The organism is Xylanibacillus composti (assembly GCF_018403685.1).
Taxonomy (GTDB): domain Bacteria; phylum Bacillota; class Bacilli; order Paenibacillales; family K13; genus Xylanibacillus; species Xylanibacillus composti.
On sequence record NZ_BOVK01000046.1, the window covers coordinates 15,401 to 38,488 of the forward strand.

Here is a 23,088-nt window from a genome sequence, read left to right on the forward strand (position 1 = left end):
TTATGTACATATATGTCAAGTTATTTTCGCATAGACGAATTTATTTTGATCTTGTCCATTTTTTCTTGACAACCCATCTCCATTATAATAGCGGCAAAACGGATTTACTAGTGTTTTATAGCGATTTAAATAGAAAGAAGACGAACCGAAGTCGAATTTTCTGACCTCTGCGTTCGCCCTTCATGCCGAATCTTTATAACCTGGCATTTCTCTGCCTATCCCTGCCCTCCCGCGAGGAATAGTTTCACCTCGCCATGCTTCACAATCAGGCCGCTCGCCTCCACCTGATAGGCGTAAGGGGTAAAGGGAATGCGGTACTTGTCCCTCATTTCCTGCTCCTCTACCAGCATGACCGGGAAGGGAAAGGCGAAATGCTTCACGATCTCCTCCCTTTCCTCGGGGTAGCCGTTCATCATAAGCACAGCAGATCCTTTGCCGCGTCCGGCCCAGTCCTTCAGTACCGGCAGCAGCGCCATACAGGCTGCGCATGTCATCGAGATAAAAACAAATAAGGTGGTCCCGGATTCCCGGAATTCGGCATAGGCAACAGCGGGATCGGCCACAGGCGGGAACGTATCGCCCTCCTGCAGCGAAACCGGCTCTCGGGTCAGCTTGCCGTCCCGGTTCAATAACTTCCTGAAATCAGGCAAAGACACTTTGAACGTCTCCTTTCTTCCCAGCTTCATTTTGCCGCTCCCACATCCTGCTGTACAGGCCGTCAGCCGCGATCAACCGTTCATGGCTTCCGGATTCGACTATCGTGCCGTTGTGTAGCACATAAATACAATCTGCTCTTCTCGCTACATGCATGCTGTGCGTAACCAGCACAGTCATCTTCCCCCGGCGCAAGCTGCGCAGCCGTTCGATCAGCGGCAGCTCCAGTCCCGGGTCCAACTCCGCCGTAGCTTCATCCAAGACTAGGAGATCGGCCTCCTTGTACAGCGCGCGGGCAATAGCCACCCGTTGCCATTGTCCGCCGGACAGCTGCCTGGCATTCAAATATTGGTGGCCGATTACCGTGTCCAATTGACCTAGCAGCTGCGCGGGAACAAGCTCGGGAAAGTCTTGGAGGAAGCCGTCCGCCCTCTCTTTCACTTCTGCAGTCGGCGATGCAAGCGCAATATTCTCGTACACACTGAACGGGTAACGCATGTAATCCTGATTGACAATCGATACACGGGCATAGTAGCTGGTGCGTTCGACATCGCACAGATCGGTCCCGTTGACGAACATTCGTCCCCGGTCTACATGATGCAGACCGGCAATCACTTTGGCAAGCGTGGATTTGCCCGATCCATTCTCGCCAACCAGCGCTATCATTTCCCCCCTTGTCAACGCAAGATGAATATCGCGCAATACTGGCTCATTCCTGGCCGGATAGGTGAAGCTCATCTCATTCAACTCTAGCCTGCGCAGCTTTCCGAGCCGCTTGCCTCGCTGTGGCGCCTGAGGAAAGTACGTGTCCTGAAACCGGAAGAAACGCTGAACAAACAGCTGCACCCCCTTAAACGGCGCAAGCGAATGGAAGAAGGTTTTCCAGCTGGCAGCGAGATAGCCTGCAGCCGCACTCATCGCGACATAATCGCCGACAGACATTTGCCCCCTTGCGACCTTGGGCAGCAGGATAAGCTGAATCCCGAAGAAGCCGAGCGGCTGCACGATTTCGACAAGCAGCTCCCACGACAGATCCTTCCTCAGAAATTGCTTCCGCACCCTTGTAACGCTGTGCGCCGCACGGCGCCATTTCTCCATCAAGAACGTCTTGGCAGCGAACACGAGCATTTCCTTCTGGGCAGCAGGCTGCAGGACAAGGTCGCCTAGATGGCGCGCCTCCATCTCGGTCTGAGATATCGACTGAAACAGCTTCTCCTGCCGCGACGTCTGCTTCCACACCTGCGCCAGCACCGTTAGCGAACAGGCAAGCACCAGTGCTGCAGCGAGCACACTGTACGGCAGCAGCATCCACGTATAGATGACGATCAGGATGATTTGGTGCAGGAAGCTCAGTCCCGCTTGAATGAAGGAGTTGATCTTGAACAAGCTGTTCTTCAGGATGTTGAGATCCTGCTGAAATTGCGGCGTTTCCAGCAGTGTAACATGCTCCGGCTTTATCATCTCGAGCAAGAACTGTTCCATCCGATAGGCCATATCGAGGGACAGCCGGTCGCCCAAGAAGCCTTGCAGTCGGCCTACTATCGCGATCGCCATCGCGATTGCTCCCATCGCGGCCGCCAGCTGCAGCATCGTGCGGAGTTCTTCTCCAGAAAGCGAATCGATGAAGTGCTTCGTCAGCATCACCGTTGCCCAGTTCAGAATCGGGCTGACCAGCAGCAGCAAGACCATGCCAAGAATGGCGGGCTTAGTCTGCCGCGACAGCCATACCAACAGGCCAAACGCCTGCCGCATCTGCCTGCTCCGCTGCCTCATCCTAACGCAGCCGCCAGCTGCTCGAAATCTTCCGGGGCCGAACATGGCAGGCTGGCGCAAATCCGGCCGTCCGCTTGTACCGCATATCCCCACGGCACTCCCCTGGTGCCGAGCTCTCGCAGAATGGCCGCCTTCGATTTCCGGAATACGCGCGCGCGTCCGGCAAACTGCTCATTCAGCGTAGCCCATGCCGATTCGTCTCCTTCGAGCAGGATCACGACATTCGAATGCGGCCGCTCCAGTACGAATGCATACAGCTCGCGCAGCGCGTCATAGCATAACTCGCAGTGTACACTGACGATAAACAGCAGCAGGTGGCCGCGGATGCATGCAGACAAGGTAGGATGATCGGCTTCATCCGATGCGGGCGCGTCCGGAAGGCGGTCGCCGACAACCGCTTCCTTGTACGTGCGGAGGAATCTCAGGTGCTCCTGCTTCGTCTCCTTCATAAACACCCTCCCTTCTCCATATAAACAGAGGACGCATTCTCCCGCGAACGAAAAGAATGCGCCTTTTTTTTGATGCTTAACAGCAGCCTACCTGGAAGGAGCCGCCGCCTCCTCCGCCATTCGTGCACCGATATGTGTAGTCGACTCTACGGCTCTTGTAAGGGCCGATATCATCGCACAAGTACCAGGAGCAGTAAGCGCTGGAGTACGTAATGTTTGTAGCGCTGCCGCCGTAACAGTTGAATACGGGACTGTACTGAGGCATAAATTCCACCTCCTTTTTGGCTAAGAGTATCGTTCCGCACTATCATTGTATCACCCTCCATTCACGCAGGAACATCCCTCCTCTGTTCTAGTTTTGCTTCAGCCATTCTGAAAGCGATGTTTTCCTTGCTCTCACCGGTTGCAGCAGGAACCGCAGCTCTTGCCGCTGCGCGCGAGCTCCATCATCAGCCAGCGCCTCTCGCACCCGTCTAAGCGCCTTCGATTCCCGAATCCTCAACGCCCATCGCTTAGTCCCCGCTCGTCGGGGCCGGCTCATCGTTGAGCAGATGCAGGATAAGGGATGCTTTCGACTTCACCCCAATCTTTCGATTGATGCTGCGAATATAGCTCCGTACGGTGTAGTGGCTGATGATGAGCTGATCGGCAATTTCCTTGCAAGAATAGTCCATAATCCAATAGACGGTCACTTCCAACTCTCTGGCTGTCAGCCTATGCTTCTTTAACCTTTCTTCGAAAAAGACAGCATCAAACCTCATGACACCTACCTCCCTCCTATTCGGAGCAAGCAGGCCGCCAGACGGCTGATACGCCAATCAGGAGCGAATGCGTCACTTCAGCTCGAGGTTGACAACCATCGCCTTGTGGTCGGACAATCGCACATCATGAATCATGTCATACGTGTGAACCTCCACATGGTCGTTGTAGAAAAAATGGTCGATCCGCCACCAGAATCGCCCGCCGGGGCGCGCCCAGGATGTCGGAAACAAATCTGTAGAATGGCGGATCGCATGATTCAGCGATCCCGTCATCTCATCCAGATCGGTCATCAGCACGGTGGTATTCAGGTCTCCGGTCACGATGACCGGATAGGCCTGTTCCTGCTCCACATAACGCCTGATTTCCTCAAACCCCTGCAAGCGCAGCGCATGCCTTTCCTTCACATAGTTCCAGAAAATCGGTGAAATCAAACTGTTGCCCAGATCGACATGCGGTCTCAGATGCACATTCACAATAACCAGCTCTTTGTCTTCAACCTGCACCCTTGCCATCATGACCTGCTTGGAGGCACCCAGCTCGTAATGCATCACCGGGTATTTGCTTATGATGACGAATTCGTATTCGGTGACGACATGGTAACCGGGAAAGTTCGCGACGATCTCGTCGTATCGGTCAATCAGCAAGGGCTGCCAGTTATCGTTGTATTCGTACTCGCTCAGGATGTAAATATCCTGATCCTGGTCGCGCAGGAACGCATACATGTCGATCTGATCGTACTGGTCCCAAAACTCGGTGTTCCACGACAGCACTTTCAAGCCCGCAGCATCCGTACTTTTCCAGGCGTTGACCGGTGCGGCCAGATTCACATCCATCCTCGGGAACCAAATGAGAAGCAGCAGCGCCGCATATAGGAAAAACACCCCCTTCCGCTTGGCCCGGATAGCCAGCATGGCTGCCATAACCGGGACCAGCATCAAAAGCATCGGGGGCACGCTCCCCGCCACATTCCACCAGGCATACTTCCCAATAACCCACACATGAAGAATCAAGGATAGCGCAAGCATGGTCAAGGCCGCGCCATGGCGCCAATTCATGAAGGCAAATGCCAGCCTGCTCTTGGTCGCAGTTCCTGTCTCCGTATAAGCTTGCATCTTCGCCTCCCCTTATCCTTTCAATTTCTTCATATAGCTGAAGCCGACCGTCCACAGGCTGCTGCCCAGCACCTGCTTCAGCGCCTCGATAAACTGATCCACGTGCTCCTTGCGGATGATCAGGCTGGGCGTAATGAGGAGCTGCGCGGAATCATGCGGCGGCGTAAAGGTCAGGATGTTATGCTCCTGGAACAGCTTCGTAATGATCGCTCCGGTCACGAATTTCTCCATCGCCTCGGAGCCGGTGCTCGAAATCATGCGCAGCAGCTTCTCGGTCTTGGACTTGAACTTGATGCAGCACAGAAGGCCGACCCCGCGCACTTCCGCAACGAGGTCCGAGTATTCTCGCTGCACCTCCTCCAGGCGATGCAGCAGGTAAGCGCCCATTTCCTCTGAATTCTCCACAAGTCTTTCGTCTTGAATAATTTGCAGCACTTCCAGGGATGAGACGATCTCCTCTCCATAGCCGTTGTAGGTCGTCGAGTGCAGCGTTGCCTCATTCATCTTGGCGTATGCCTTGTTATAAATGGACGGACGGGTAATGAAGCCGGCGAAGGTGGCCTTGCCTCCCCCGAACGCCTTCGAGAAGGAGCAAATATCGGGACTGACGCCGTGGTGCTCGAAGGCGAACATCTTCCCGGTACGACCGAAGCCGGTGTAAATTTCATCGAAGATCAGCGCAATGTCATATTGGTCGCACAGCTGACGCACCTGTTGGAAGTAGCGGCTGTCCGGCTTCACGACGCCCTCCGTGCGGATCGCCTCGACGATGAAGGTGCCGACCCGGCTTACGCCTTTGCGAATCAGATTCGATTCCACCAGCTCGCGCAGCGCTTCGAAATCGCCGTACTTCACCATGTGGCAATTTTCCAGCTTGTTGAAGTGATGATTTTGATGCTGCTCAGAGCCGGACACCGTCAAGGTCGCGTGGGTCTTGCCGTGGAACGAAATGTCCGTGAATGCGACCATCTTGCGCTCCGGTCCCGCGTATTTCTGCGCCAGCTTCATCGCGCCTTCGTTGGCTTCGGCTCCGCTGTTGCAGAAGAAGACTATTTCCAGATCCTCCGGAAAAATGAGCGATAGATTGTGGCATAACGCACCTTGATAGGGGGAGGGGAAAAACTTCCACGTTTCCAGCCCTCTGCGCTCTCCCCATTTGCGGCGCGCCTCGATGATGCGCGGATGGTTGTGTCCGGCGACTAGCACGCCCACATGACCGGTCATGTCCAGAATTTCGCGACCGTCATTGAGTGTAATGTGCATCCCTTCCGCCCGAACCGGTATCGCATCGGCAAAGCCGAGCATGGACAGCATCTTCCCCAAGTTTTGGCCGATATGCTTCTTGAACAGCCGCAGATTCTCCTCTTCCGTCATGGCATCTGCGTCTTCAACGGTTAAAAAACGATAGCCTTGTACTGTTTGCATGAACAGTTCCCCCATTCCTCTTATGGTTTTGCCTCGTTTGGCCTGCCTGCCAGCTTAGAAAAAAATTTTGGCCAGCTTCAGAATGCCTTGGTTCCATACCGCATTGTTGCTGTTCCCCTGCTGCCTGCTGCTGTCCCGGTTCGCCAAGTACCAATGGTAATTCCGCACCAACGCCTCCTGGTTGGAGTAGCGCGGACGGTAGCCAAGCTGGCGCTCCGCCTTCTCAATCGACACATAATAATTCCGGTTCAGCTTCAGGTACAGGCGCTTGTAGAAGGGCGACAGCTTGAGCTTCTCCAGCACGCCCAGCACGGCCATCATCGGCTTCGCCGGCAGGCTGATGATCCGCTTCCCGTGTCCAGCCGCGTCCAGCACGGCCTGATAATCCTGCTTCAGTGTCGTGAAATGCTTGGCGCCGATATTGAACAAATCGTTCACCTGATCAGGGTCGCCGCACATCGCAAGCTCAATCGCCTGGCACAAATCCTCCACATCGAGCAGCTGGTACTGGTTCTGCCCCTTGCCAAGCATCGGGAAATGCCGCCCTTCCTGCGCCCACTCGTACAAGATGCCGAACGTGCCAAGCCGGTAAGGACCGATGAACGACCGGGGCCGCAGCACCGTGACACACTTCCCCTTGCCGCGCCATTCGGCGCACAGCTTCTCGGCCGCAATTTTCCCTTTGTTGTACGGATCGTACGGCTTCACTTCGTCATCCTCATAGATGGGGGATTTCTCCGGCACGCCGTATACGGAGGTGGAGGAGATGTAGACGAAACGTGACACCTTCTGGCGGAACGCCTCTTCCATCAGCGTCTTCGTGCCATTAATGATAATGTCGTAAATCTCATGATCCGGATAGGAGGGCGAAGCGGAGGCCGTGTGGACGACCATGTCAACGCCCCGCATTACAGCCGCTGCCTCCTCTGCGTTCCGGATATCCCCCTGACGGGCTTCATAATCGCGCGCCAATTCGGCGCTCTGCACTTGATCGAACAACACAAGCTCGTAGTCATTGCGGTGACGCTTGGCCAAGTATTCGACCAAATTGCGTCCCAACACGCCGTTGCTGCCGGTAATCAACACTTTTTTCTTCATCGCTCTACTCCCCGTATTTGTATTTCATCCGGAATTGCCGGCTGGTGGCGAAATTGAAGAAGCCCCGCACGAAGCCCCAGAACACGACCGCCGTAATCGCCCAATGCATGGCAATGAAATACAGGGTGAACAACAGGCCGCGCTCCTTCCTCACGAACAGGTATTGGCCCGCATCGGTAAGCAGAAATACGAGCACGCATGCGAGGAACCCCCATAGCATGGACGCTTCGACCAGTGCCAGCGGCAGCAGCAGCGTGCTCAGCCCGACGAACAGCATGCCTATGCCTCGCAGCGGTGTTTCGAAGCCCTTGGTCGGCTTTTTGCGATGGAAGTAGAAGGGCACCCGCTGCCTGGCCCGTTCGTGCATTTTCCTGGCAAGCTTGCGGAATTCGTCCTCGTCGTCGTGATAGCCCATCACCTTGCTGGTAAGCAGCAGCCTGTACTTCTCATTCAACCGGTGGCCGAACTCAATATCTTCCGAATTGTTCAGCCGGCGGTCGAAGCCGCCCAGCTCCATGAATACAGACTTGCGCACCGCACCCAATGAGAAGAAGCCCGCCGTGACATAGCCTTCTGAGCTCTTGCGCCAATAGTAGCCTTGCAGCGTGCGGTATTCCTCGAACAGGCTGTCCCGGAACAGCGCTTCCTTCGCATAGATGCCGCATACGGAACCCAGCGTCGGGTCCTCCTCGAAGGCCGTTACCGTATTGGCAAGCGCGTCCTCGAACAAGGCGACATCGCTGTCCAGGAAGAAGACGATTTCCCCCTTGGCCTCCGCCGCGCCGAGATTGCGTGCGGCGGACACGCCATTATTCCTCGTCTGAATTAGCCGGCACGGATACTGCTTCGCGATCTCCACAGATTCGTCTGTGCTGCCATCGTCAATGACGATGACCTCGAAATGCTTGTACGTCTGATGCTGCAGCGCCTCAAGGCAACGCGGCAGCGTCTTGGCATAGTTGTAATTCGGAATGACAACGGAAACGAATGGCTGATCATGCATGCATAAATCCTCCTTCCACGATTCGGTCATGACTTGCCGACAAGCACGTTCTTCTCCTGCACAACCTGACGGTTGTAGCGCAGACCGAACAGCTTGTGCCTGACGTAGAAAATGGCAAGCAGCAGGACAATGGCGTCCTTTCTGTACTTGCGAATCATATAGGCCAGATTGCGCGCCGATTCCTTCCTCCGCTGCCGCAGGTCAAAGTTGCTGTCATGCATGAGATGATAGTTGACGATGGCGTCATCCTTGCGGAACGGAATGCCCTGCTTCGCAAGGCGGATGCCAAGATCCAGATCCTCGTGTCCCCAGCCTTGAAAATTCGTGTCGAAGCCGCCAATCTGCTCCAGGCAGCTGCGGTCTACAGAGACATTGCCCGTATAGAACAACAGCCATCGCAAGGAGCTCTTCATGCTGACGGGCAGTGTTTTGTACATTTCGAGCTTCGTCATTCTCTCCCGCACTGCATCCGGATTGCGCCGAACGCGACCCAACACGTACAGGTGATCCAGCTCCTTCTCCGAGTACAAGACATCGGTCCTCTTGCCAAGCAAGACGCACGGCTCCCGATGGCCCTCGATATGTCTGCGCACGAAATCCGCGGCAGGCACCCGGTCGTCGTCAACGAAGATGACGATATCCCCCTTCGCCTGAGCCAGACCCAAATTTCTGGCGGCGGCTCGGCCTACATTGTGCTCGCTAATCACGATGACAGGCTGGAAGCCGAACGAGCTTTGCTTGAACTGCTCTATGGTTGTCTTCGAGCAGCCGTCGAAGACGATGATGACCTCGACATCGGCGCCAACTTGCGATTCCAGCGCGTGAAGCGTCAAGCGAAGCCTGGACAGCTTGTCCTTGGTTGGAATAATAATGCTGGCTTTCATAATGAGCGATCCTCCTTTTGCCATTCTGTCAAGGATGGCTGATGATTGTGCTCCTCCCGCAAGCGGTCTTTGCCATACTGCAAGCGAATGACGACAATGAACATGCCAATCAGCACCAGCTGGGTAAGCAAAGAAGCGGCCATGGCCCCCGCTATCCCGTAGAGTTTCGTCAAATACACTGTTGCACCCAGCAGGAACGGCATCGGAATGCCCAGCACCTGCAGGCAGATCAGCGCCCCCTTCTTGCCCTCCACCGTAAAAATGGAGTTCATCACCCAGTACAAGAAGTGAAACCCGGTACCGATCGATACGAGCGCAACAAACGTCCAGTTCAGCGGGTATTCGCTGCCGAACAAGAAGAGCAGTGTCACGCACAGCACGGCGTTGGCCAGCATGGCAGCCGGCAATATCAGCGGCGTCAGCTTCATCAACCGGCGATACAGCATCAGCTTGTCCATCTGAGCGACTGTCGGCAGGAACACGACTGCGAATATTTCATGAAACAATAAATTGAAAAACATGCGGACATTGACCATGTAGACAGAGTAAATGCCAACCTCGTAGCCGGAATAAAAGTAGTTGACGATAAAAATATCGCTCGTGAACAGCACCATCGACAGCCCCAAGCTGACCATATTGATGCTGCCATAGCTGTAAATCTTCCTGGAGCTCTGCCAGGAGAAGCGGAAGCGTCGCACACTCATGCCCCGGTAAGCCAATACCGCGAACGTCAGGTGGTTAACCATAAGCGCCGCAATGAACAGGTAAAAGCTGCCGGAAAGCAGACAGGCCAACAGCACAATGACGAAGAAGAGTACAGTGCCAATCAATCTGGCCTTGCCAAGCAAGAAAAACTTCTCTTCCGCTCGCAGTATGGCATCGAACACCATGGAGATGTTGACGGAGATCGCGAACAGCACACTCCACAGCCATACGGCAGGCGACAAATTCAACCACTCCGCCAGCCTCATTCCCGGGAACAAGTACAGCAGGCTGCACGCCATAAGCAAAGCGGCATTCCATACAAAAACCGATCCAATGAGCCGCCCCTGCTCTTCTGCGTTGCCAGCGGGCAAGTACTTCACAATGGCTACGTTCACACCGATCAACATAGGGATAATCAGGAAAAAACCGGCATTCTGAATGATGTTGATATCGCCGACCGCCACCACGCCGAAATAACGAGCCGCCGCCACAAGCCCCACCGCATTGAGGACGGCTGCGGCGAAGCGAAACAGGAATACGGTCCCGAGATTGCTGACGAAGCGCTTGACCTGGGCATTGGACGCTATATCCCGAAGGCGCGACTGCATGTCGCGGATGACCGGTACATGCATTTTCATAATGCCATCACATTAAGTCCGAACATGACCGCCCAAAGCAGCATGATCAGCACCGTGGGCTTGTCCCGCAGCAGGACCAATTCAGGACTCTCGCCATACTCGGTGCGGTTGGTCAAGTACTGGTAGCGGAAGATGCCGTACAGCACCATCGGGATCGTCACAATCATGTGCTTGGAGTCCGACTCATAAATAATGAAGAATGAATAAGTAATCACCGTACAGGAGGTGAGCATCGGAATCATCTCGTTGATCAGTCCGATAGAATATTGGCTTAAATTTTTGCGATGTGCCGTCGAATCCTCCTTCAGCAGCAGCAGCTCCTTCTTGCGCTTGTTCACCCCCAGGAACAATGTCAGGAACGCGACGCTGAGCAGAAGCCACAGAGATATCGCAGCGCCTGCGATCAGGATGCCGGATAGCGCCCGCAGCACGAAGCCGGAGGAAATAATGATGACATCGACGAACACGTAATGTTTCAATTTGAATGAATACAAGAGATTCAATAAGAAGTAGGAGGAGAGTGTAAAGCCGAAGTAAACGTTTAACCGGAAAGACAAGAAGAGAATGGTGGCACTAAGCAAGATTGCCGCAATCGCAGCATGAGCGGCCTTCACCTGTCCGGACGGCAGCGGACGATTGCGCTTCACTGGATGAAGCCGGTCTTTTTCAATATCCACCACATCATTGATCATGTATACGGAGCTGGATATGCCGCAGAACAGGAAGAACGCAAAGACCGCTTGCTGCACCATAATGAAATCCACACTGTCCAGCGCTAGCAGGAGACCCGCGAAGACAAAAATGTTCTTCGACCACTGACGCATGCGAAAAAGCTTAAGGAAATGCTTAAATCCCGTGACTTTTACCATCAGCATATGATTGACCTTCTGCGTAAAATGCACAAACATGAACGAATCACCTCATTTCCTTAATTGCTTCACATTTCCCGCAAATCCAACAAGATTATCTATTTCTTTCCCTCCTATTCTATAAAATGACAAGTACCGCCAGTCCGCGCTTCGACAATTTAAATATAGAAAATAAGGGTGGACGGCGATAGTTCTAATTTTTTTGTGACTTTTCTGAAAATTGGTACTAAATTGTTTGTGCGTGATTGTCTCCTTTCCGTTCATCCATTATAGTAGGGATATACCCGGCCCTGTCTACGGGAAATTCATGAGCAGAGGGGGGGAAGTGATTTTGGGCACTACCATCCTGATCGTGCAGGAGAATCCGGAATGGCTCAAGCTGTTGACCGCCTTTCTGAACGACGAGCATGATTTTCTCATCGTAGGCGCCGTCACCTCGCATCAACAAGCCATGCGGGCAGCCAAAGCCATCCTGCCGGACATTGTCGTTATGGATGTACAGATGAAGGATGGGAGTTGGGAGGAAGGCGTCCAGGCGATTGCCGAAATGACCAGCATGACGGATTCGAAAGCGGTGAAAGCGCTGGTTTTTTCAGCCCTCCGCGATGAGCATGTAATTCAGCAGTGTTTTCTTGCCGGTGCTTTGCATTACACGTATACGGACAGCTTCCGGGACTTGCCTCACATCATACGCTCGTGCTTTCGAAGCAACTCCCCTATGGAAGTGCTGCTTAAGGATTATTTGCGCCTGAAACGGGAGGAACGGTTAAAGGTGCTGACTGCAGCTGAGCGAACTATATTCGAATTGGTGAGAGAGGGGATGACGCTGGCGGACATTTCCCGCAAGCTGATGAAGTCTGAGCGGACGCTCAAGAATCAGGTAAATTCCATGCTGAAGAAGCTGCAGGCGCGAAGCTGCAAGGAAGCGATCAGCAAGCTGGAGCGCATGGAAGAAACGCCGGTGCTCCAGGAAATCCATTAGCTTGCCCGGGGAATAGAAAAACCGTGCTGCGCACAGAGGCGCAGCACAGGCGCGGTACAGACGCAATACAAACGCAGTACGGGACATGAGCCCAACCGAATCATAAACGCAGGCATGCGGGGGCCACCCCGTTCGCCAATAAGCACTGACGGGACAGCCCCAAGCTGGAATAGATCAGGCGGAACAGCCTGCATCGGGCTATCCGCGTGTCATCGAATCAACCATTCACGCTTCCTTCCACCAGATGCTTCAATTCCTGTACAAGCGCGTCCAGCTGATCATACGCCTCTACAATGCGATGAATCTTCGCATCCTGTTCCTCCATGCTGGCACAAACTTCCCGTATCGAGGCGCTGCCTTCCTCCGTAGCGGCCGCTACCTGCTCCATGCTTGTCAAGATCGAGGCATACTCCCTGCGCATCTGGACGGCAGACTCGTCCACTACATCCGAAGATCCTTTCACTTGATCCATGTTGACGGCGATCTGCTCAATGATCGCTTTCACCTGCTGAGCGCCGCCATGGCTGCCGGCCACCGCCTGCTCGCCCACCTGAATGCGCTCGTGCACCGACGTAATCAGCCTGCGAATCGTATCCAGAATCGCTTCAATCTCCTCCGTTGCCGTCCGTGCACGGTCTGCGAGCTTGCGGACCTCACTTGCGACAACAGCGAAGCCCTGGCCTTGCTCGCCGGCTCTTGCCGCTTCAATCGCTGCATTCAAGGACAGCATATGCGTCTGCTCGGAGATGTCCGAAATCGTACTGACAATCGAGCTTACCCGGTCATTCTGGGCATTTAGCTCGTCCATCTCTTCTACAGTCTCGCGAATGACCTTCCGCGCGTGACCCGCTTCCTCCGCCAATCGCACAATCCTGCTTTGCCCTTCATGTGTCAGCGCGGATGTATGCGTGCTGTTCTGCTGCAGCTCCTCCGCCTGCTTCGCCAATTGCATGACGAGCTGCTCCAGCCCTCCAATGGTGTGGGACACATCCACAATATGCGCCGTCTGGGATTCAACGGCTCTGGACATTTCCGTGAATGTGTGTGTCACATCCTTGGAGATTTGACCCGTCTGCTGTATATCGCTTCGTTGTTCTGTACTGAATGCGTTCAGCAGCAAGATAGATGATTTCAGCTTGTCAACCAGACGGTCGGTTACCTCTTTGGCCTGGAACGCCTCCTGCTTTTCGCGAGACACACTCGCCTGCAGCCGCTCGCTGAAGCGGGCGGAGAAGGCGAGCGCCCCCGTGAAGAACAGCAGGTACAAATACAGATAGAGCAAGGATTCGCCGGGAAACAGCGCCTGGCGGATTCCTTCGTCCATGTACAAATAGGTGCTCACGCCAAGTCCAAGCAGTCCACTGAATACAATGGCCCTATAGTTCGCGTACAAGGTCATCAGAGCTATGTTTACATAGACGAGAAAATAAGTGCTGGTGATCGGCTGCGGGTCCATCACAATCAGCATGACCGTAATGATCATCAAAATGCAGGGAACCAAGTACTTGATGAAGGGGGTCGCGATGCCCCGGTATGTCAAAAGCGTGGTTAAGCCGCACAAGGCTGTACCTGTCGCCGCAAGCGTCAAAATCAGATTTGCGGGCAATCCGGCTGCCAGATCCACCGAAATGCCCAGCGCCAGCATTCCCCAAAGAATTTTGACGAACAGGCGATTTCTTCTATGCAATACCAACGTAGCATTATCCATTTGTATCTTCTCTCTTTCTCTAAATGATGAGTAATATTCGGCGGGCTGCGTGTGAAGGAATGATTAAGCTATCCAATATAGTCTGAATATTCTGTTAATAATACACGCGCAGCATTCCCGTACTGTTCGCTCAGCCATTCATAGCGTTCCGGGCTGTCCACCATTTCCTTCATATGGAACAAAACCGGGACAACATTTCCTCCTTTATAATAGACCTCCTTTCCTACTTTGCTCATCGGCACCTTGAATGTGATGCGCAGCGCGCGGTAAAACACAGGGTCCAACAGGGACACATAATAATCGTATCCCCCTTCACGTGCAAAGTGCACGGCTGCAGTCAACAGCTCCGCAATGTACTTCCCCCTGTATTCGGGGAGCAGCGCCACCTTGTCAACCTCAGCCACGCGTGAGCGGGCATCCCGAACCAGCGGATGGCTTTGAAACGGCGCCACTTCGTTCACCGCACCATGCTGCGGATCGTATGGCTTGAATTCGATCGACCCGACATATTCCATGTCAGGGGTGATCACTAGATAGCGGTCCAGCACGTGCCGGGCAAACTCAAATTCAAATCCTTTCTCCCTCCAGGCTGTCATCCAAATGAAGTGAAACATGGCTTGTTCAATCTCATTCTCCACTCTCTTATACATGTCCGACCTCCTTATCTGGATTCGTTGACTTGCGTCCTGGCAAAGCACCCTCCTTTCTATCGATTTCTACTCTATTATATCGTAAGATGACTCAATATTTTTTAGAATATTTCAAAAAATGGGACGAAAAGTGGTGTTCCCATACATAATCGGACATAAAACGGGCACACTGGCTTTCAGGTGATGGAAACATGAAATGCTTGTATACCGATCAACAATTTGAACAAGCCTATCTGGCCCATGCTACCATCTATGCGCGAAGCAAAGCCGGTTCCCGCCTGCCCTTAATCGGCACAATGGAAGCATTCACGCCGCTATTTGTCCGTCTCGCCGGGCAGATGCTCGCTCGCGACGAGTATGAATTTCGGGTCAGCCAGCTCCGCTTGTACGAATGAAAAAACAAGGCCGCCCAGGTCCATTGCTTGACCAGGAGCGACCTTGTTTTCTCTTCTGCCGGAAATCACCGAGCTTCCTTTCGAACCAGGCCAAGCCTGATCGCTAACGGCGAAGCAAGGCGAGATCAGCCTTCGGCACAAGGCCTTCGTCAGCTGCCCGGACCAGCAGCGATTCTACCGCTTCATAGCCGCTGTCCCCCAAGTCGGCTGTAAATTCGTTCACATACAGATCAATATGCGCCTGCGCCACTTCCCGCGACATCTCCTGGGCGTGCTCCATCACATAAGACTGCGACGCTTCCGGGTGCTTCCACGCATAGTCCACGGATTGGCGAATCCATCCGGCAATCGCTGACGCGTCCAATGAGCGTCTGGCGATAATCGCGCCAAGCGGAATGGGCAGACCGGTATCCGCTTCCCACCAGCTGCCCATATCGGCCAGCATCGTCAGCCCATACTGCTGATAGGTGAAGCGGGCTTCATGGATGACGAGTCCGGCATCGATGCGGCCATCCCGGACCGCCGGCATAATCTCATGGAACGGCATGACGACGATTTCGCCGACTCCCCCAGGGACCTGCTGCGCTGCCCAAAGCCGAAACAGCAAGTATGCGGTGGAACGTTCGCTCGGCACAGCTACCTTGCGGCCCGATAGCACAGCCGGGCCCCGCTCGCTGCTGTCTTTCGTCAGCACCAGCGGCCCGCAGCCTCTGCCAAGCGCTCCCCCGCAGGGCAGCAATGTGTAGTCGTCCAGTACCCAGGGCAGCGCCGCATAGGAAATCTTCATCACCTCAGGACCGCTGCGCTCCGCTGCCCAGTGGTTCGTCTTGTCAATATCGGCATACGTCACCTCAAGGGGCGGCGCCCCGTCAATGCGGCCATGCGCCCAGGCATGGAACACAAAGGTATCATTCGGACATGGCGAATACGCGATCTTCATTGTAGCACCTCCAGTAATGTCTTCCCTGCTGTCTGCAGCCGTTCGAGCGCCTCCGGAATGCGCCAAGACTCGCGGTCTCTTGGCCCCACCCGGTTCGAGATCGCGCGAATCTCCATGACCGGCAATCCGCAAAGCTGTGCGGCCGCTGCAACGCCGCAGCCTTCCATCGCTTCCGCTGCGGCGCCCGGCAATCGCGCGGCCAGCAGCGCAGCTGTGCGGGCTGTGCCCGTTGCCGTGGATACAGTCAGAATGGGCCCTACAGCAACGCTTGCCCCGGCATTCTGCAATGCCGCTTGCCAGCTGGCCGTCAAGCCGCTGTGCGTAGAGAAGCTTGCCGTCCCGAAGCCCAATTCATCCACACTCGCGAAGCCCTCCAGTGTCTCGGCTCCCCAATCGGCGGCGATCATGTGATCGGCAAGCACAAGCGAGCCGACCTCGGCCCGCTCGGGGAAGCCTCCCCCGATTCCCGCGCTGACTACCAAGGCATAATCCGCTTCCGACAGCGCTTTCGCTGCGGCGGCAGCTGCGAATGCCGGTCCAACTCCTCCGGCAATCACATCCACCTGCGCACAGCCGTTCAACCCTGACGCTATCGCATCGCGTTCGGCAGGCACGGCTGTCACAATGAGCACACGGCCTTGCGGCCGCAGGCTGCTATCTTCCGTTTTCATCTGTCCTTACCCCTTCATTTGCTTGTCCCCCCCATTAAACCACAGATTCAGAATTATGCAATCCCCTTGTGGACAAGGATTGCTCCCGTTGTTAAACCAATCATTTATTTACTTACATTTCTAAAGGATTTATGATAAAATTACCCACGATAACAAAAGTGTGAAAGATGTCGATTAGGAGAATAACTTGGCATGCGAATGCATTCATATAACAGCTTTGCTTGGTCATCAGCAGCCAACAACGGCACGGCTGAACAGAGAAAGGGTGATCTCGGAAATGGACTTCTCCAGAATGTGTCCGAAGTACGAATCCTCGATTGACATTATCGGGAAGAAATGGACAGGTCTGATTATTCGCGTGCTCCTCGACGGGCCGAAGCGCTTCAAGGATATCAAGGAGCAAATTCCGAACATGAGCGACAAGATGCTTACAGACCGAATCAAGGAATTGGAAGGACTGGACATCATCGTGCGCAACGTCTATCCGGAAACCCCGGTGCGCATCGAATACGAATTGACGCCGAAGGGCAAGGATCTGAGAGTAGTAATCGAGGCGATTCAGGCTTGGGGAGAACGCTGGATGCCTGCGCCATGACAGAGACGAGCGAACAGCTCACTAGATACAGTAACAACCGAAAGCGAAATATAAGAAGCTGCCATCGGCAGCTTCTTTGTGTATAGTCTCTACTGCGTAAAGCTTTGGTTATACACGCCCGACTGGTGCATGCCCTGCTGCATCGGCATGTGCTGCATTTGCTGCATAACGCCTTCCAACTGGCGGCAAATTTGCGCCGCATGCTGCATTTGCTGCATCGCGGTTTGATGGCCTTGCAAAGCCGTTTGAATCATCTGAACCGCTTGGCGCTCGCGTCTTGCCAGTTCTTCCAGCTGCTGCGCGTTTTGCTGTTCTTGCTGCAGCATTTGCTGGTACATCTGCGTAGACTGCTGCGTTTGCTGCATCAACTGCTGAATCGTCTGCTCGCATTGTCTGAGCTGGTTGCTTGCTTGTGCATTCATAATCATGGACTGACCCTCCTTCTGTCTTATTCAGTGGATAATATCACCAAGAAGGAGTCAAGTTATACCAATCTCCGGCAAAAATTTCATATTCCGTCCTTCCGTTCCTTGCGGAACTCGGAAGGGGTCATCCCCTTCCACTTGCGAAATTGCTTGGAGAAGTACAAGGCATCCGGATAGCCGACTGAAGCCGCTACCTGTGCTATCGTCAACGAGCTTCTAAGCAGCTCCTCCGCCTTCTTCATCCGAATTTGGAACAAATATTGCACAGGCGAAAGCCCGGTCGTTTGCTTGAAGATTTTGGACAAATGCACGCGATGGTAGCCAAGGTCTGCCGCGATCTGCTCAATGGATATCGGATTGGCGTACTGCAAGGACATGTAGCGAATCGCCTGCTCTACCGACCGGCCCGACGCCGCCTGCTGCTGAGTCTTGGCTATGGCATCCGCATTGGCTTTGCCCAGCTCGTAGAGGAGCAGGCGAAACCATCCGGAAGATTCCGTATCTTCAAGCTGCGTGTGCACATGTTTGTTGAAGCTCGTGCGAATGCGGGCATAATACGTTTCCAACCGAAGCAGATCACATTGCGCCACGACCGGATGCTGCGGCGTAATCCCGAGCGAGGACAAAAACGTTTTTGCATAATGTCCGGTGAAGCCCACCCAGGCATAGCGCCACGGTTCCTCCCTGTCCGATTCATAACTGACCAGCCAATCCGGAAAGATGACAAAGGTATCGCCTTTCGTACAGGAATAAGTATGGCCCGCTATTTCAAGTGTCCCCTTCCCTCCATAAACCGTATGAATCAAAAAATACTCGTGAACGGCTGGTCCGATCTTGTGTCCGCCCACCGGCTCGCCTTGCCCGCTGAACAAAACCGAAAGCTCTCCGATAGCCGGCGCCGGATTCAGAGCCACCTCGAAGCTTTTGTGATCCTGAGCCACACGCATCCCTCACCTTCTCTTGATTCGATACATGCTACAAATATCCATAGGGGGATTGCTTCATTCCATTCTATTCATGCAGTTCTTCCGTTATAGTACAACTATCTTTATATTTTACAGGAGGGTAGTCAGACATGTCCAAAATTACATTTCTAGGGGCGGGCAGCTCCGTCTTTGCGAAGAATGTATTGGGCGACAGCATGATGGTCCCCGCGCTCCAGGATTTCGAATTTGCCTTATTTGACATTGATCCCGTGAGACTGAAAGATTCAGAGCAGATGCTGCTCAATCTGAAGCGTACATTAGGCAGCAGCGTCGCCATCAAGGCTTATTCCAGCCGCAAGGAAGCGCTGCGCGGTGCCAAATACATCGTTAATGCTATCCAAGTCGGCGGGTATGATCCGTGCACGATCACGGATTTTGAAATTCCCAAGAAATACGGCTTACGGCAAACAATTGCGGATACGCTGGGCATCGGCGGCATATTCCGCAATCTGCGGACCATTCCGGTTATGCTGGATTTCGCATGCGATATCAACGAAGTGTGCCCTGACGCGCTGTTTCTGAACTATACCAACCCGATGGCCGTGCTTACGAATGTGATGAACACCTATGGCCACGTCCATACAGTCGGGCTATGCCATAGCGTGCAAGCCTGTGTCCCCCGGTTGTTCGAGCATCTCGGCATGGATGCGGAAGGGGTTAAATGGCAAATCGCGGGCATCAACCACATGGCCTGGCTGCTGGAAGTGTCCAAGGATGGGCGGGATCTGTACCCGGAAATCAAGCGCAGAGCGGCAGAGAAGCAAGAAGAAATTCACCATGATATGGTTCGCTTCGAGCTGATGTTCAAGTTCGGCTATTATGTGACCGAATCGTCTGAGCATAATGCGGAGTATTTCCCTTACTTTATTAAGCGCAACTATCCGGAGCTGATTGATCGATTCAACATTCCTCTGGACGAATACCCCAGACGCTGCGTCGAGCAGATCGAGAAGTGGGCCAGCATGCGCGAGGAGCTGGTCAACAACAATAATCTGAGTCATTGCCGCAGCGAGGAATATGCTTCCTATATTTTTGAAGCCATCGAAACCGGGCAGCCTTATAAAATCGGCGGCAATGTCATGAACAACGGGCTGATCCCGAACCTGCCCAAGGAAGCCTGCGTTGAAGTCCCTTGCCTGGTAGACCGCAACGGCATTACGCCGACCTACGTCGGGGACTTGCCGCCGCAGCTGGCAGCGCTGAACCGTACAAACATCAACACCCAGCTGCTGACCATCGAAGCGGCGATCTCGCAAAAACGCGAGCATATCTACCATGCTGCGCTGCTGGACCCGCATACTTCCGCAGAGCTGTCCATGGACGAGATTGTGTCCCTCTGCGACGATCTGATCGAAGCGCATGGAGACTGGCTGCCAGCATACAAGTAAAGCTTGCCAGACCTGACGTTTGCGCGCGGTTCCCATGGCCTTACTGACAGACCTGTCTGGACAGCTTTTACGCACTGACATGCCAAGAAAGAAGGAGCTGCCTCGCCGTTCATAACGGGAGACAGCTCCTTTCCTATGATCGTTAGACGCTATCGCCTATTCGGTCACCTTATTTGTTAGCCAGAAACTCATCGAATTGTCTTTGCTTTTCTTCGATGACTTTGTCGAGTCCGGAAGCTTTCAGCTTATCAATGTATCTCGGAAGCACCTCATCCGGATCTACGGCACCCGTTTCCAACGCTGGGTTGTATTCCTTCTTCACGTTGACGAGAGCGGCAATTTCGTTCTTCACCGGCTCGGAGTTGAACGTGAAGCCGAGGCCCGGCGAAACTTTGGCGCCTTCGTTAAACTTCTTGAACTCTTCCCACTTTTGCGGATCTTCGGAATCCCAAACATAGTTCAGGAACTGGTTGCCAAGCATCCATGCAGCGCCCAGGTTATAGTCGTTGGTGCTCTCGGTTGGAGAGATCACTTCGCCGTCTCGCGAATAGTGCTTGCCTTCGATGCCGAAGTTAAGCAGGTTGTTCAAGTACTTGTCCGTATGCAGCAGATTGATGAACATCATGGCGCGTTCCGGATTTTCGGAAGTGGAGGAAATCGCCAGCATCGAACCGGCAGTCTCGGACGTAGCAATCGTACGTTCTGTCATCTCAATTTGCTTCAGCTTGCCTGTCAATCCAGTTGCGCTCGCCAATTCTGCATCCTTGCCCGGCTTCAGCGGCTGGAAGGTCATAAATACGTTGCCTGCCTTCAGCGCATCTTGAGTCGAAAGCGTCGTTGTCGTTGCATCCTGGTTGATATAGCCGGCAAGGAAGAATTCGCGCGCCAGCTTCAAGTGCTTGTTATAGATGTCAAACTCGTGTTGCGGTTTGACAGTGGTGTCGTCTTGATCTTTCAGTATAACGCCTGGCACGTTGCCGTCGCCAAGGAAGTCGTAGTTGGCCAGATGTGTCATGCCATCGCCTTCTCTGACGAACAACGGAATGATTTCCGGCATTTGTTCCTTGACTGTTTTCAAAATCGGCTCAAGATCATCTACTGTCTGTACGGTGGACATATCCAGTCCGAGATCCTCAGCGATGTCCGTACGATAGACGATACCGCCTTGGAAAGCGAGCTCTTTGTTCGTCGGAACAGCATAGTTCTTGCCGTTGATCTTGGAGCCTTCCAAGAACGCCGGATCTAGCGAATTGACAATTTCTTGTCCAGCATCCGTCTGCAGCAGTTCGCCCAAATCCATGAACGCGCCTTTGGAAACGTTAACAGAATAATTGGACCATTGCGCAGTGAAGAAAATGTCCATCGGTTCGCGGGAGGCGATCATCAGATTCACCTTTTCATCCCATTGCCCCCACTCAATCAGCTGGAGGTCAAGCGATGCGTTGATCGTTTCTTTCAGATGCTCATTGATTTTACCCATCACTTCATCGTGATCCTTTTGCTTGTTGCCCGGCATAACCATAGCCAATTCTACAAAATCCAAGCCAGATGAGCCGCCGCCATTCGTTCCGTCTTCGGAGCCTTGCGTGTTGCCGCCGTTGCCGCTGCCTGTCGAGTTCCCGCCGCCGCACGCCGCAAGTACCATGGACATGGCCAGCACGAGAATAAATAGGGATAACATACTCTTTTTCAATTGCTTCGACCTCCTAATGATTCTTTGTCTTATATCTGTATGCTATCCGGATAACCGGTCATAGCCCAACCCATGTAAAGCGTTTTCATAAAGCGCTTTCGTAAAGCGTTTTCATAAAGCGCTTTACCGTCTATGCTTCTAACTATATAAAAATCCATACAAAAGAGATATGGACGAACGTAGCATAAATATGTAACTTTGTAATCTCAAAAGCACTGATTTTTCTCATTATTCCAATATTTGAATAGCGGAACGCGGGAGTCTGTATGATCACTCCTCATCCCGCCGTTTCGTCAGTTCGTCCATAACCCAATTCGTCCTGGCCCCGCTTTCCCCCATGCTCACACAGGCGCCACGCCCGCGCAATTGGTCCGCAATCTGTTGAATGAGCGGCTGCTGGATGTGCATAGGCCTTTCAAACGGAAACTCTCTCACTCCGTCGGCGCTTTTCCACTTGACCGGCTCATGCCCGAAGGTGGAGAACAGCAGCCTTCCCTTGCTTCCCACAATTTCATTCATGTCCTCTCGTTCATCTGCAGCAAAGCACCAGGTTCCGGTGCCGTGTGCACCCGATGCAAAGCGGAACACCCCTGTCACCGTATCCTCGGCTGCATAGCGCCCGCCCTGGTTCGTAGCGATGCCTGACGCCGACACAATCGGGCCGAGCAGGAAATCGAGCAGATCAAGAGTATGGCTTGCCAAGTCAAAAAACAACCCCCCGCCCGAAAGCTCAGGCACAAGTCGCCAGGGCAGCTCATCGCCTTCAGCGAGTTCCAGGGGCGCGGTTTGCCGAGTCGTCACAAATCGCACTTCACCGATAGCTCCCTGGTCAAGAAGCTCCTTCACCTTAAGGAAACGGGGCAGCGCCCGGCGGTAATAGGCTACGAACAGGGGCACGCCTGATCGTTCGCAAGCTTCCAGCATGTCGAGGCATTCCTGGTAGTTACGCGCCATCGGTTTTTCGACGTAAACCGGTTTCCCTGCCAGGGCTGCGGCGATGGTGTATTCCTTGTGATACGCGGGGGGTGTCGCAATATATATGGCATCCACTTCGCTGTCACGAATCAAGTCATTGGCCGAATCATACCAGCGCGGAACCTGATGCCGCTCCGCGTAGTCTCTTGCCTTCACCGCATCTCGCCGCATGACTGCAACCAATTCCGAGCCTTCCGCTTTTTGAAAGCCGGGGCCGCTTTTCACCTCTGTGACGTCGCCGCAGCCGATGATGCCCCACCTGACCGTTTCTCCCACTGTCTGTCCCTCCGTTCCGTCATTCCTGCCTG

Annotated in this window: 24 protein-coding genes; 4 read left to right on the forward strand and 20 right to left on the reverse strand. The window is 53.8% G+C overall.

The genetic code is table 11. The annotated features are described in order from the left end of the window. Positions 1-215 precede the first annotated feature (215 nt). From XYCOK13_RS15760 to XYCOK13_RS15815, 12 genes are all read right to left on the reverse strand, one after another. Entirely contained in the window at positions 216-656 is a 441-nt protein-coding gene (locus XYCOK13_RS15760; RefSeq protein WP_213413182.1) for a TlpA family protein disulfide reductase, read from the reverse strand. Beyond that, positions 643-2,427, reverse strand: a complete 1,785-nt coding sequence (locus XYCOK13_RS15765; protein ID WP_213413184.1) for an ABC transporter ATP-binding protein — start codon at positions 2,425-2,427, stop codon at positions 643-645. Before XYCOK13_RS15765 ends, XYCOK13_RS15760 begins: the two co-directional genes overlap by 14 nt. Next, positions 2,424-2,876: a hypothetical protein gene (locus XYCOK13_RS15770; protein ID WP_213413186.1), complete on the reverse strand. Its 453-nt coding sequence runs from the start codon at positions 2,874-2,876 to the stop codon at positions 2,424-2,426. The genes XYCOK13_RS15765 and XYCOK13_RS15770 overlap by 4 nt, the downstream gene beginning before the upstream one ends. 76 nt (positions 2,877-2,952) lie before the next feature. Continuing rightward, positions 2,953-3,141, reverse strand: coding sequence for a hypothetical protein (locus XYCOK13_RS15775; protein WP_213413188.1), 189 nt, complete (start codon positions 3,139-3,141; stop codon positions 2,953-2,955). A gap of 247 nt (positions 3,142-3,388) precedes the next feature. Continuing rightward, positions 3,389-3,637 carry a response regulator transcription factor gene (locus XYCOK13_RS15780; protein WP_213413190.1) on the reverse strand — a complete coding sequence of 83 codons (249 nt, stop codon included), beginning with the start codon at positions 3,635-3,637 and terminating at the stop codon, positions 3,389-3,391. Positions 3,638-3,709: 72 nt separating this feature from the next. Continuing rightward, complete coding sequence (locus XYCOK13_RS15785) at positions 3,710-4,750, reverse strand: endonuclease/exonuclease/phosphatase family protein (protein ID WP_213413192.1); 1,041 nt, start codon at positions 4,748-4,750, stop codon at positions 3,710-3,712. Positions 4,751-4,762: 12 nt separating this feature from the next. After that, positions 4,763-6,175 carry an aspartate aminotransferase family protein gene (locus XYCOK13_RS15790; RefSeq protein WP_213413194.1) on the reverse strand — a complete coding sequence of 471 codons (1,413 nt, stop codon included), beginning with the start codon at positions 6,173-6,175 and terminating at the stop codon, positions 4,763-4,765. A gap of 54 nt (positions 6,176-6,229) precedes the next feature. Then, complete coding sequence (locus tag XYCOK13_RS15795; RefSeq protein ID WP_213413196.1) at positions 6,230-7,273, reverse strand: NAD-dependent epimerase/dehydratase family protein; 1,044 nt, start codon at positions 7,271-7,273, stop codon at positions 6,230-6,232. Positions 7,274-7,277: 4 nt separating this feature from the next. Then, positions 7,278-8,276 carry a glycosyltransferase family 2 protein gene (locus XYCOK13_RS15800; protein WP_213413198.1) on the reverse strand — a complete coding sequence of 333 codons (999 nt, stop codon included), beginning with the start codon at positions 8,274-8,276 and terminating at the stop codon, positions 7,278-7,280. A 26-nt stretch (positions 8,277-8,302) separates the two neighbouring features. Further along, positions 8,303-9,160 (reverse strand): glycosyltransferase family 2 protein, encoded by an 858-nt coding sequence (locus XYCOK13_RS15805; RefSeq protein ID WP_213413200.1) that lies wholly within the window; start codon positions 9,158-9,160, stop codon positions 8,303-8,305. Continuing rightward, positions 9,157-10,503, reverse strand: a complete 1,347-nt coding sequence (locus tag XYCOK13_RS15810; RefSeq protein ID WP_213413202.1) for a lipopolysaccharide biosynthesis protein — start codon at positions 10,501-10,503, stop codon at positions 9,157-9,159. The genes XYCOK13_RS15805 and XYCOK13_RS15810 overlap by 4 nt, the downstream gene beginning before the upstream one ends. Then, entirely contained in the window at positions 10,500-11,411 is a 912-nt protein-coding gene (locus tag XYCOK13_RS15815) for a decaprenyl-phosphate phosphoribosyltransferase (RefSeq protein WP_213413204.1), read from the reverse strand. Before XYCOK13_RS15815 ends, XYCOK13_RS15810 begins: the two co-directional genes overlap by 4 nt. 292 nt (positions 11,412-11,703) lie before the next feature. Here XYCOK13_RS15815 and XYCOK13_RS15820 point away from each other — a divergent pair, with 292 nt between their 5' ends. Next, positions 11,704-12,354 (forward strand): response regulator transcription factor, encoded by a 651-nt coding sequence (locus tag XYCOK13_RS15820; protein WP_213413206.1) that lies wholly within the window; start codon positions 11,704-11,706, stop codon positions 12,352-12,354. Positions 12,355-12,571: 217 nt separating this feature from the next. Here XYCOK13_RS15820 and XYCOK13_RS15825 read toward each other — a convergent pair whose 3' ends face one another. Together XYCOK13_RS15825 and XYCOK13_RS15830 are read right to left on the reverse strand one after the other, a co-directional pair. Next, positions 12,572-14,062, reverse strand: coding sequence for a methyl-accepting chemotaxis protein (locus XYCOK13_RS15825; protein ID WP_213413208.1), 1,491 nt, complete (start codon positions 14,060-14,062; stop codon positions 12,572-12,574). Positions 14,063-14,130: 68 nt separating this feature from the next. Beyond that, positions 14,131-14,712 (reverse strand): GNAT family N-acetyltransferase, encoded by a 582-nt coding sequence (locus XYCOK13_RS15830; protein WP_213413210.1) that lies wholly within the window; start codon positions 14,710-14,712, stop codon positions 14,131-14,133. A gap of 191 nt (positions 14,713-14,903) precedes the next feature. On the opposite strand from XYCOK13_RS15830, the gene XYCOK13_RS15835 reads away from it, so the two are divergent. Next, a complete protein-coding gene (locus tag XYCOK13_RS15835) occupies positions 14,904-15,107 on the forward strand; it encodes a hypothetical protein (RefSeq protein ID WP_213413212.1) in 204 nt (67 codons plus the stop codon). A gap of 103 nt (positions 15,108-15,210) precedes the next feature. Here the strand turns inward: XYCOK13_RS15835 and XYCOK13_RS15840 are convergent, their stop codons facing one another. Both XYCOK13_RS15840 and XYCOK13_RS15845 read right to left on the reverse strand, forming a co-directional pair. Beyond that, positions 15,211-16,047, reverse strand: a complete 837-nt coding sequence (locus XYCOK13_RS15840) for a 1,4-dihydroxy-6-naphtoate synthase (protein ID WP_213413214.1) — start codon at positions 16,045-16,047, stop codon at positions 15,211-15,213. Continuing rightward, entirely contained in the window at positions 16,044-16,718 is a 675-nt protein-coding gene (locus XYCOK13_RS15845; RefSeq protein ID WP_213413216.1) for a futalosine hydrolase, read from the reverse strand. The genes XYCOK13_RS15840 and XYCOK13_RS15845 overlap by 4 nt, the downstream gene beginning before the upstream one ends. Positions 16,719-16,995: 277 nt before the next feature. Between XYCOK13_RS15845 and XYCOK13_RS15850 the strand changes: the two genes are divergently transcribed. Further along, complete coding sequence (locus XYCOK13_RS15850; protein WP_213413226.1) at positions 16,996-17,313, forward strand: winged helix-turn-helix transcriptional regulator; 318 nt, start codon at positions 16,996-16,998, stop codon at positions 17,311-17,313. 89 nt (positions 17,314-17,402) lie between these two features. Here XYCOK13_RS15850 and XYCOK13_RS15855 read toward each other — a convergent pair whose 3' ends face one another. Together XYCOK13_RS15855 and XYCOK13_RS15860 are read right to left on the reverse strand one after the other, a co-directional pair. Continuing rightward, positions 17,403-17,741, reverse strand: coding sequence for a hypothetical protein (locus XYCOK13_RS15855; protein ID WP_373314425.1), 339 nt, complete (start codon positions 17,739-17,741; stop codon positions 17,403-17,405). Between the two features lie 80 nt (positions 17,742-17,821). Further along, positions 17,822-18,685: an AraC family transcriptional regulator gene (locus XYCOK13_RS15860; RefSeq protein WP_213413217.1), complete on the reverse strand. Its 864-nt coding sequence runs from the start codon at positions 18,683-18,685 to the stop codon at positions 17,822-17,824. 128 nt (positions 18,686-18,813) lie between these two features. Here XYCOK13_RS15860 and XYCOK13_RS15865 point away from each other — a divergent pair, with 128 nt between their 5' ends. Then, complete coding sequence (locus XYCOK13_RS15865) at positions 18,814-20,112, forward strand: alpha-glucosidase/alpha-galactosidase (protein ID WP_213413218.1); 1,299 nt, start codon at positions 18,814-18,816, stop codon at positions 20,110-20,112. 169 nt (positions 20,113-20,281) lie between these two features. Here XYCOK13_RS15865 and XYCOK13_RS15870 read toward each other — a convergent pair whose 3' ends face one another. Together XYCOK13_RS15870 and XYCOK13_RS15875 are read right to left on the reverse strand one after the other, a co-directional pair. Further along, a complete protein-coding gene (locus XYCOK13_RS15870) occupies positions 20,282-21,805 on the reverse strand; it encodes an ABC transporter substrate-binding protein (protein WP_244865201.1) in 1,524 nt (507 codons plus the stop codon). Between the two features lie 270 nt (positions 21,806-22,075). Then, positions 22,076-23,056: a Gfo/Idh/MocA family protein gene (locus tag XYCOK13_RS15875; protein WP_213413219.1), complete on the reverse strand. Its 981-nt coding sequence runs from the start codon at positions 23,054-23,056 to the stop codon at positions 22,076-22,078. Positions 23,057-23,088: the final 32 nt, after the last annotated feature.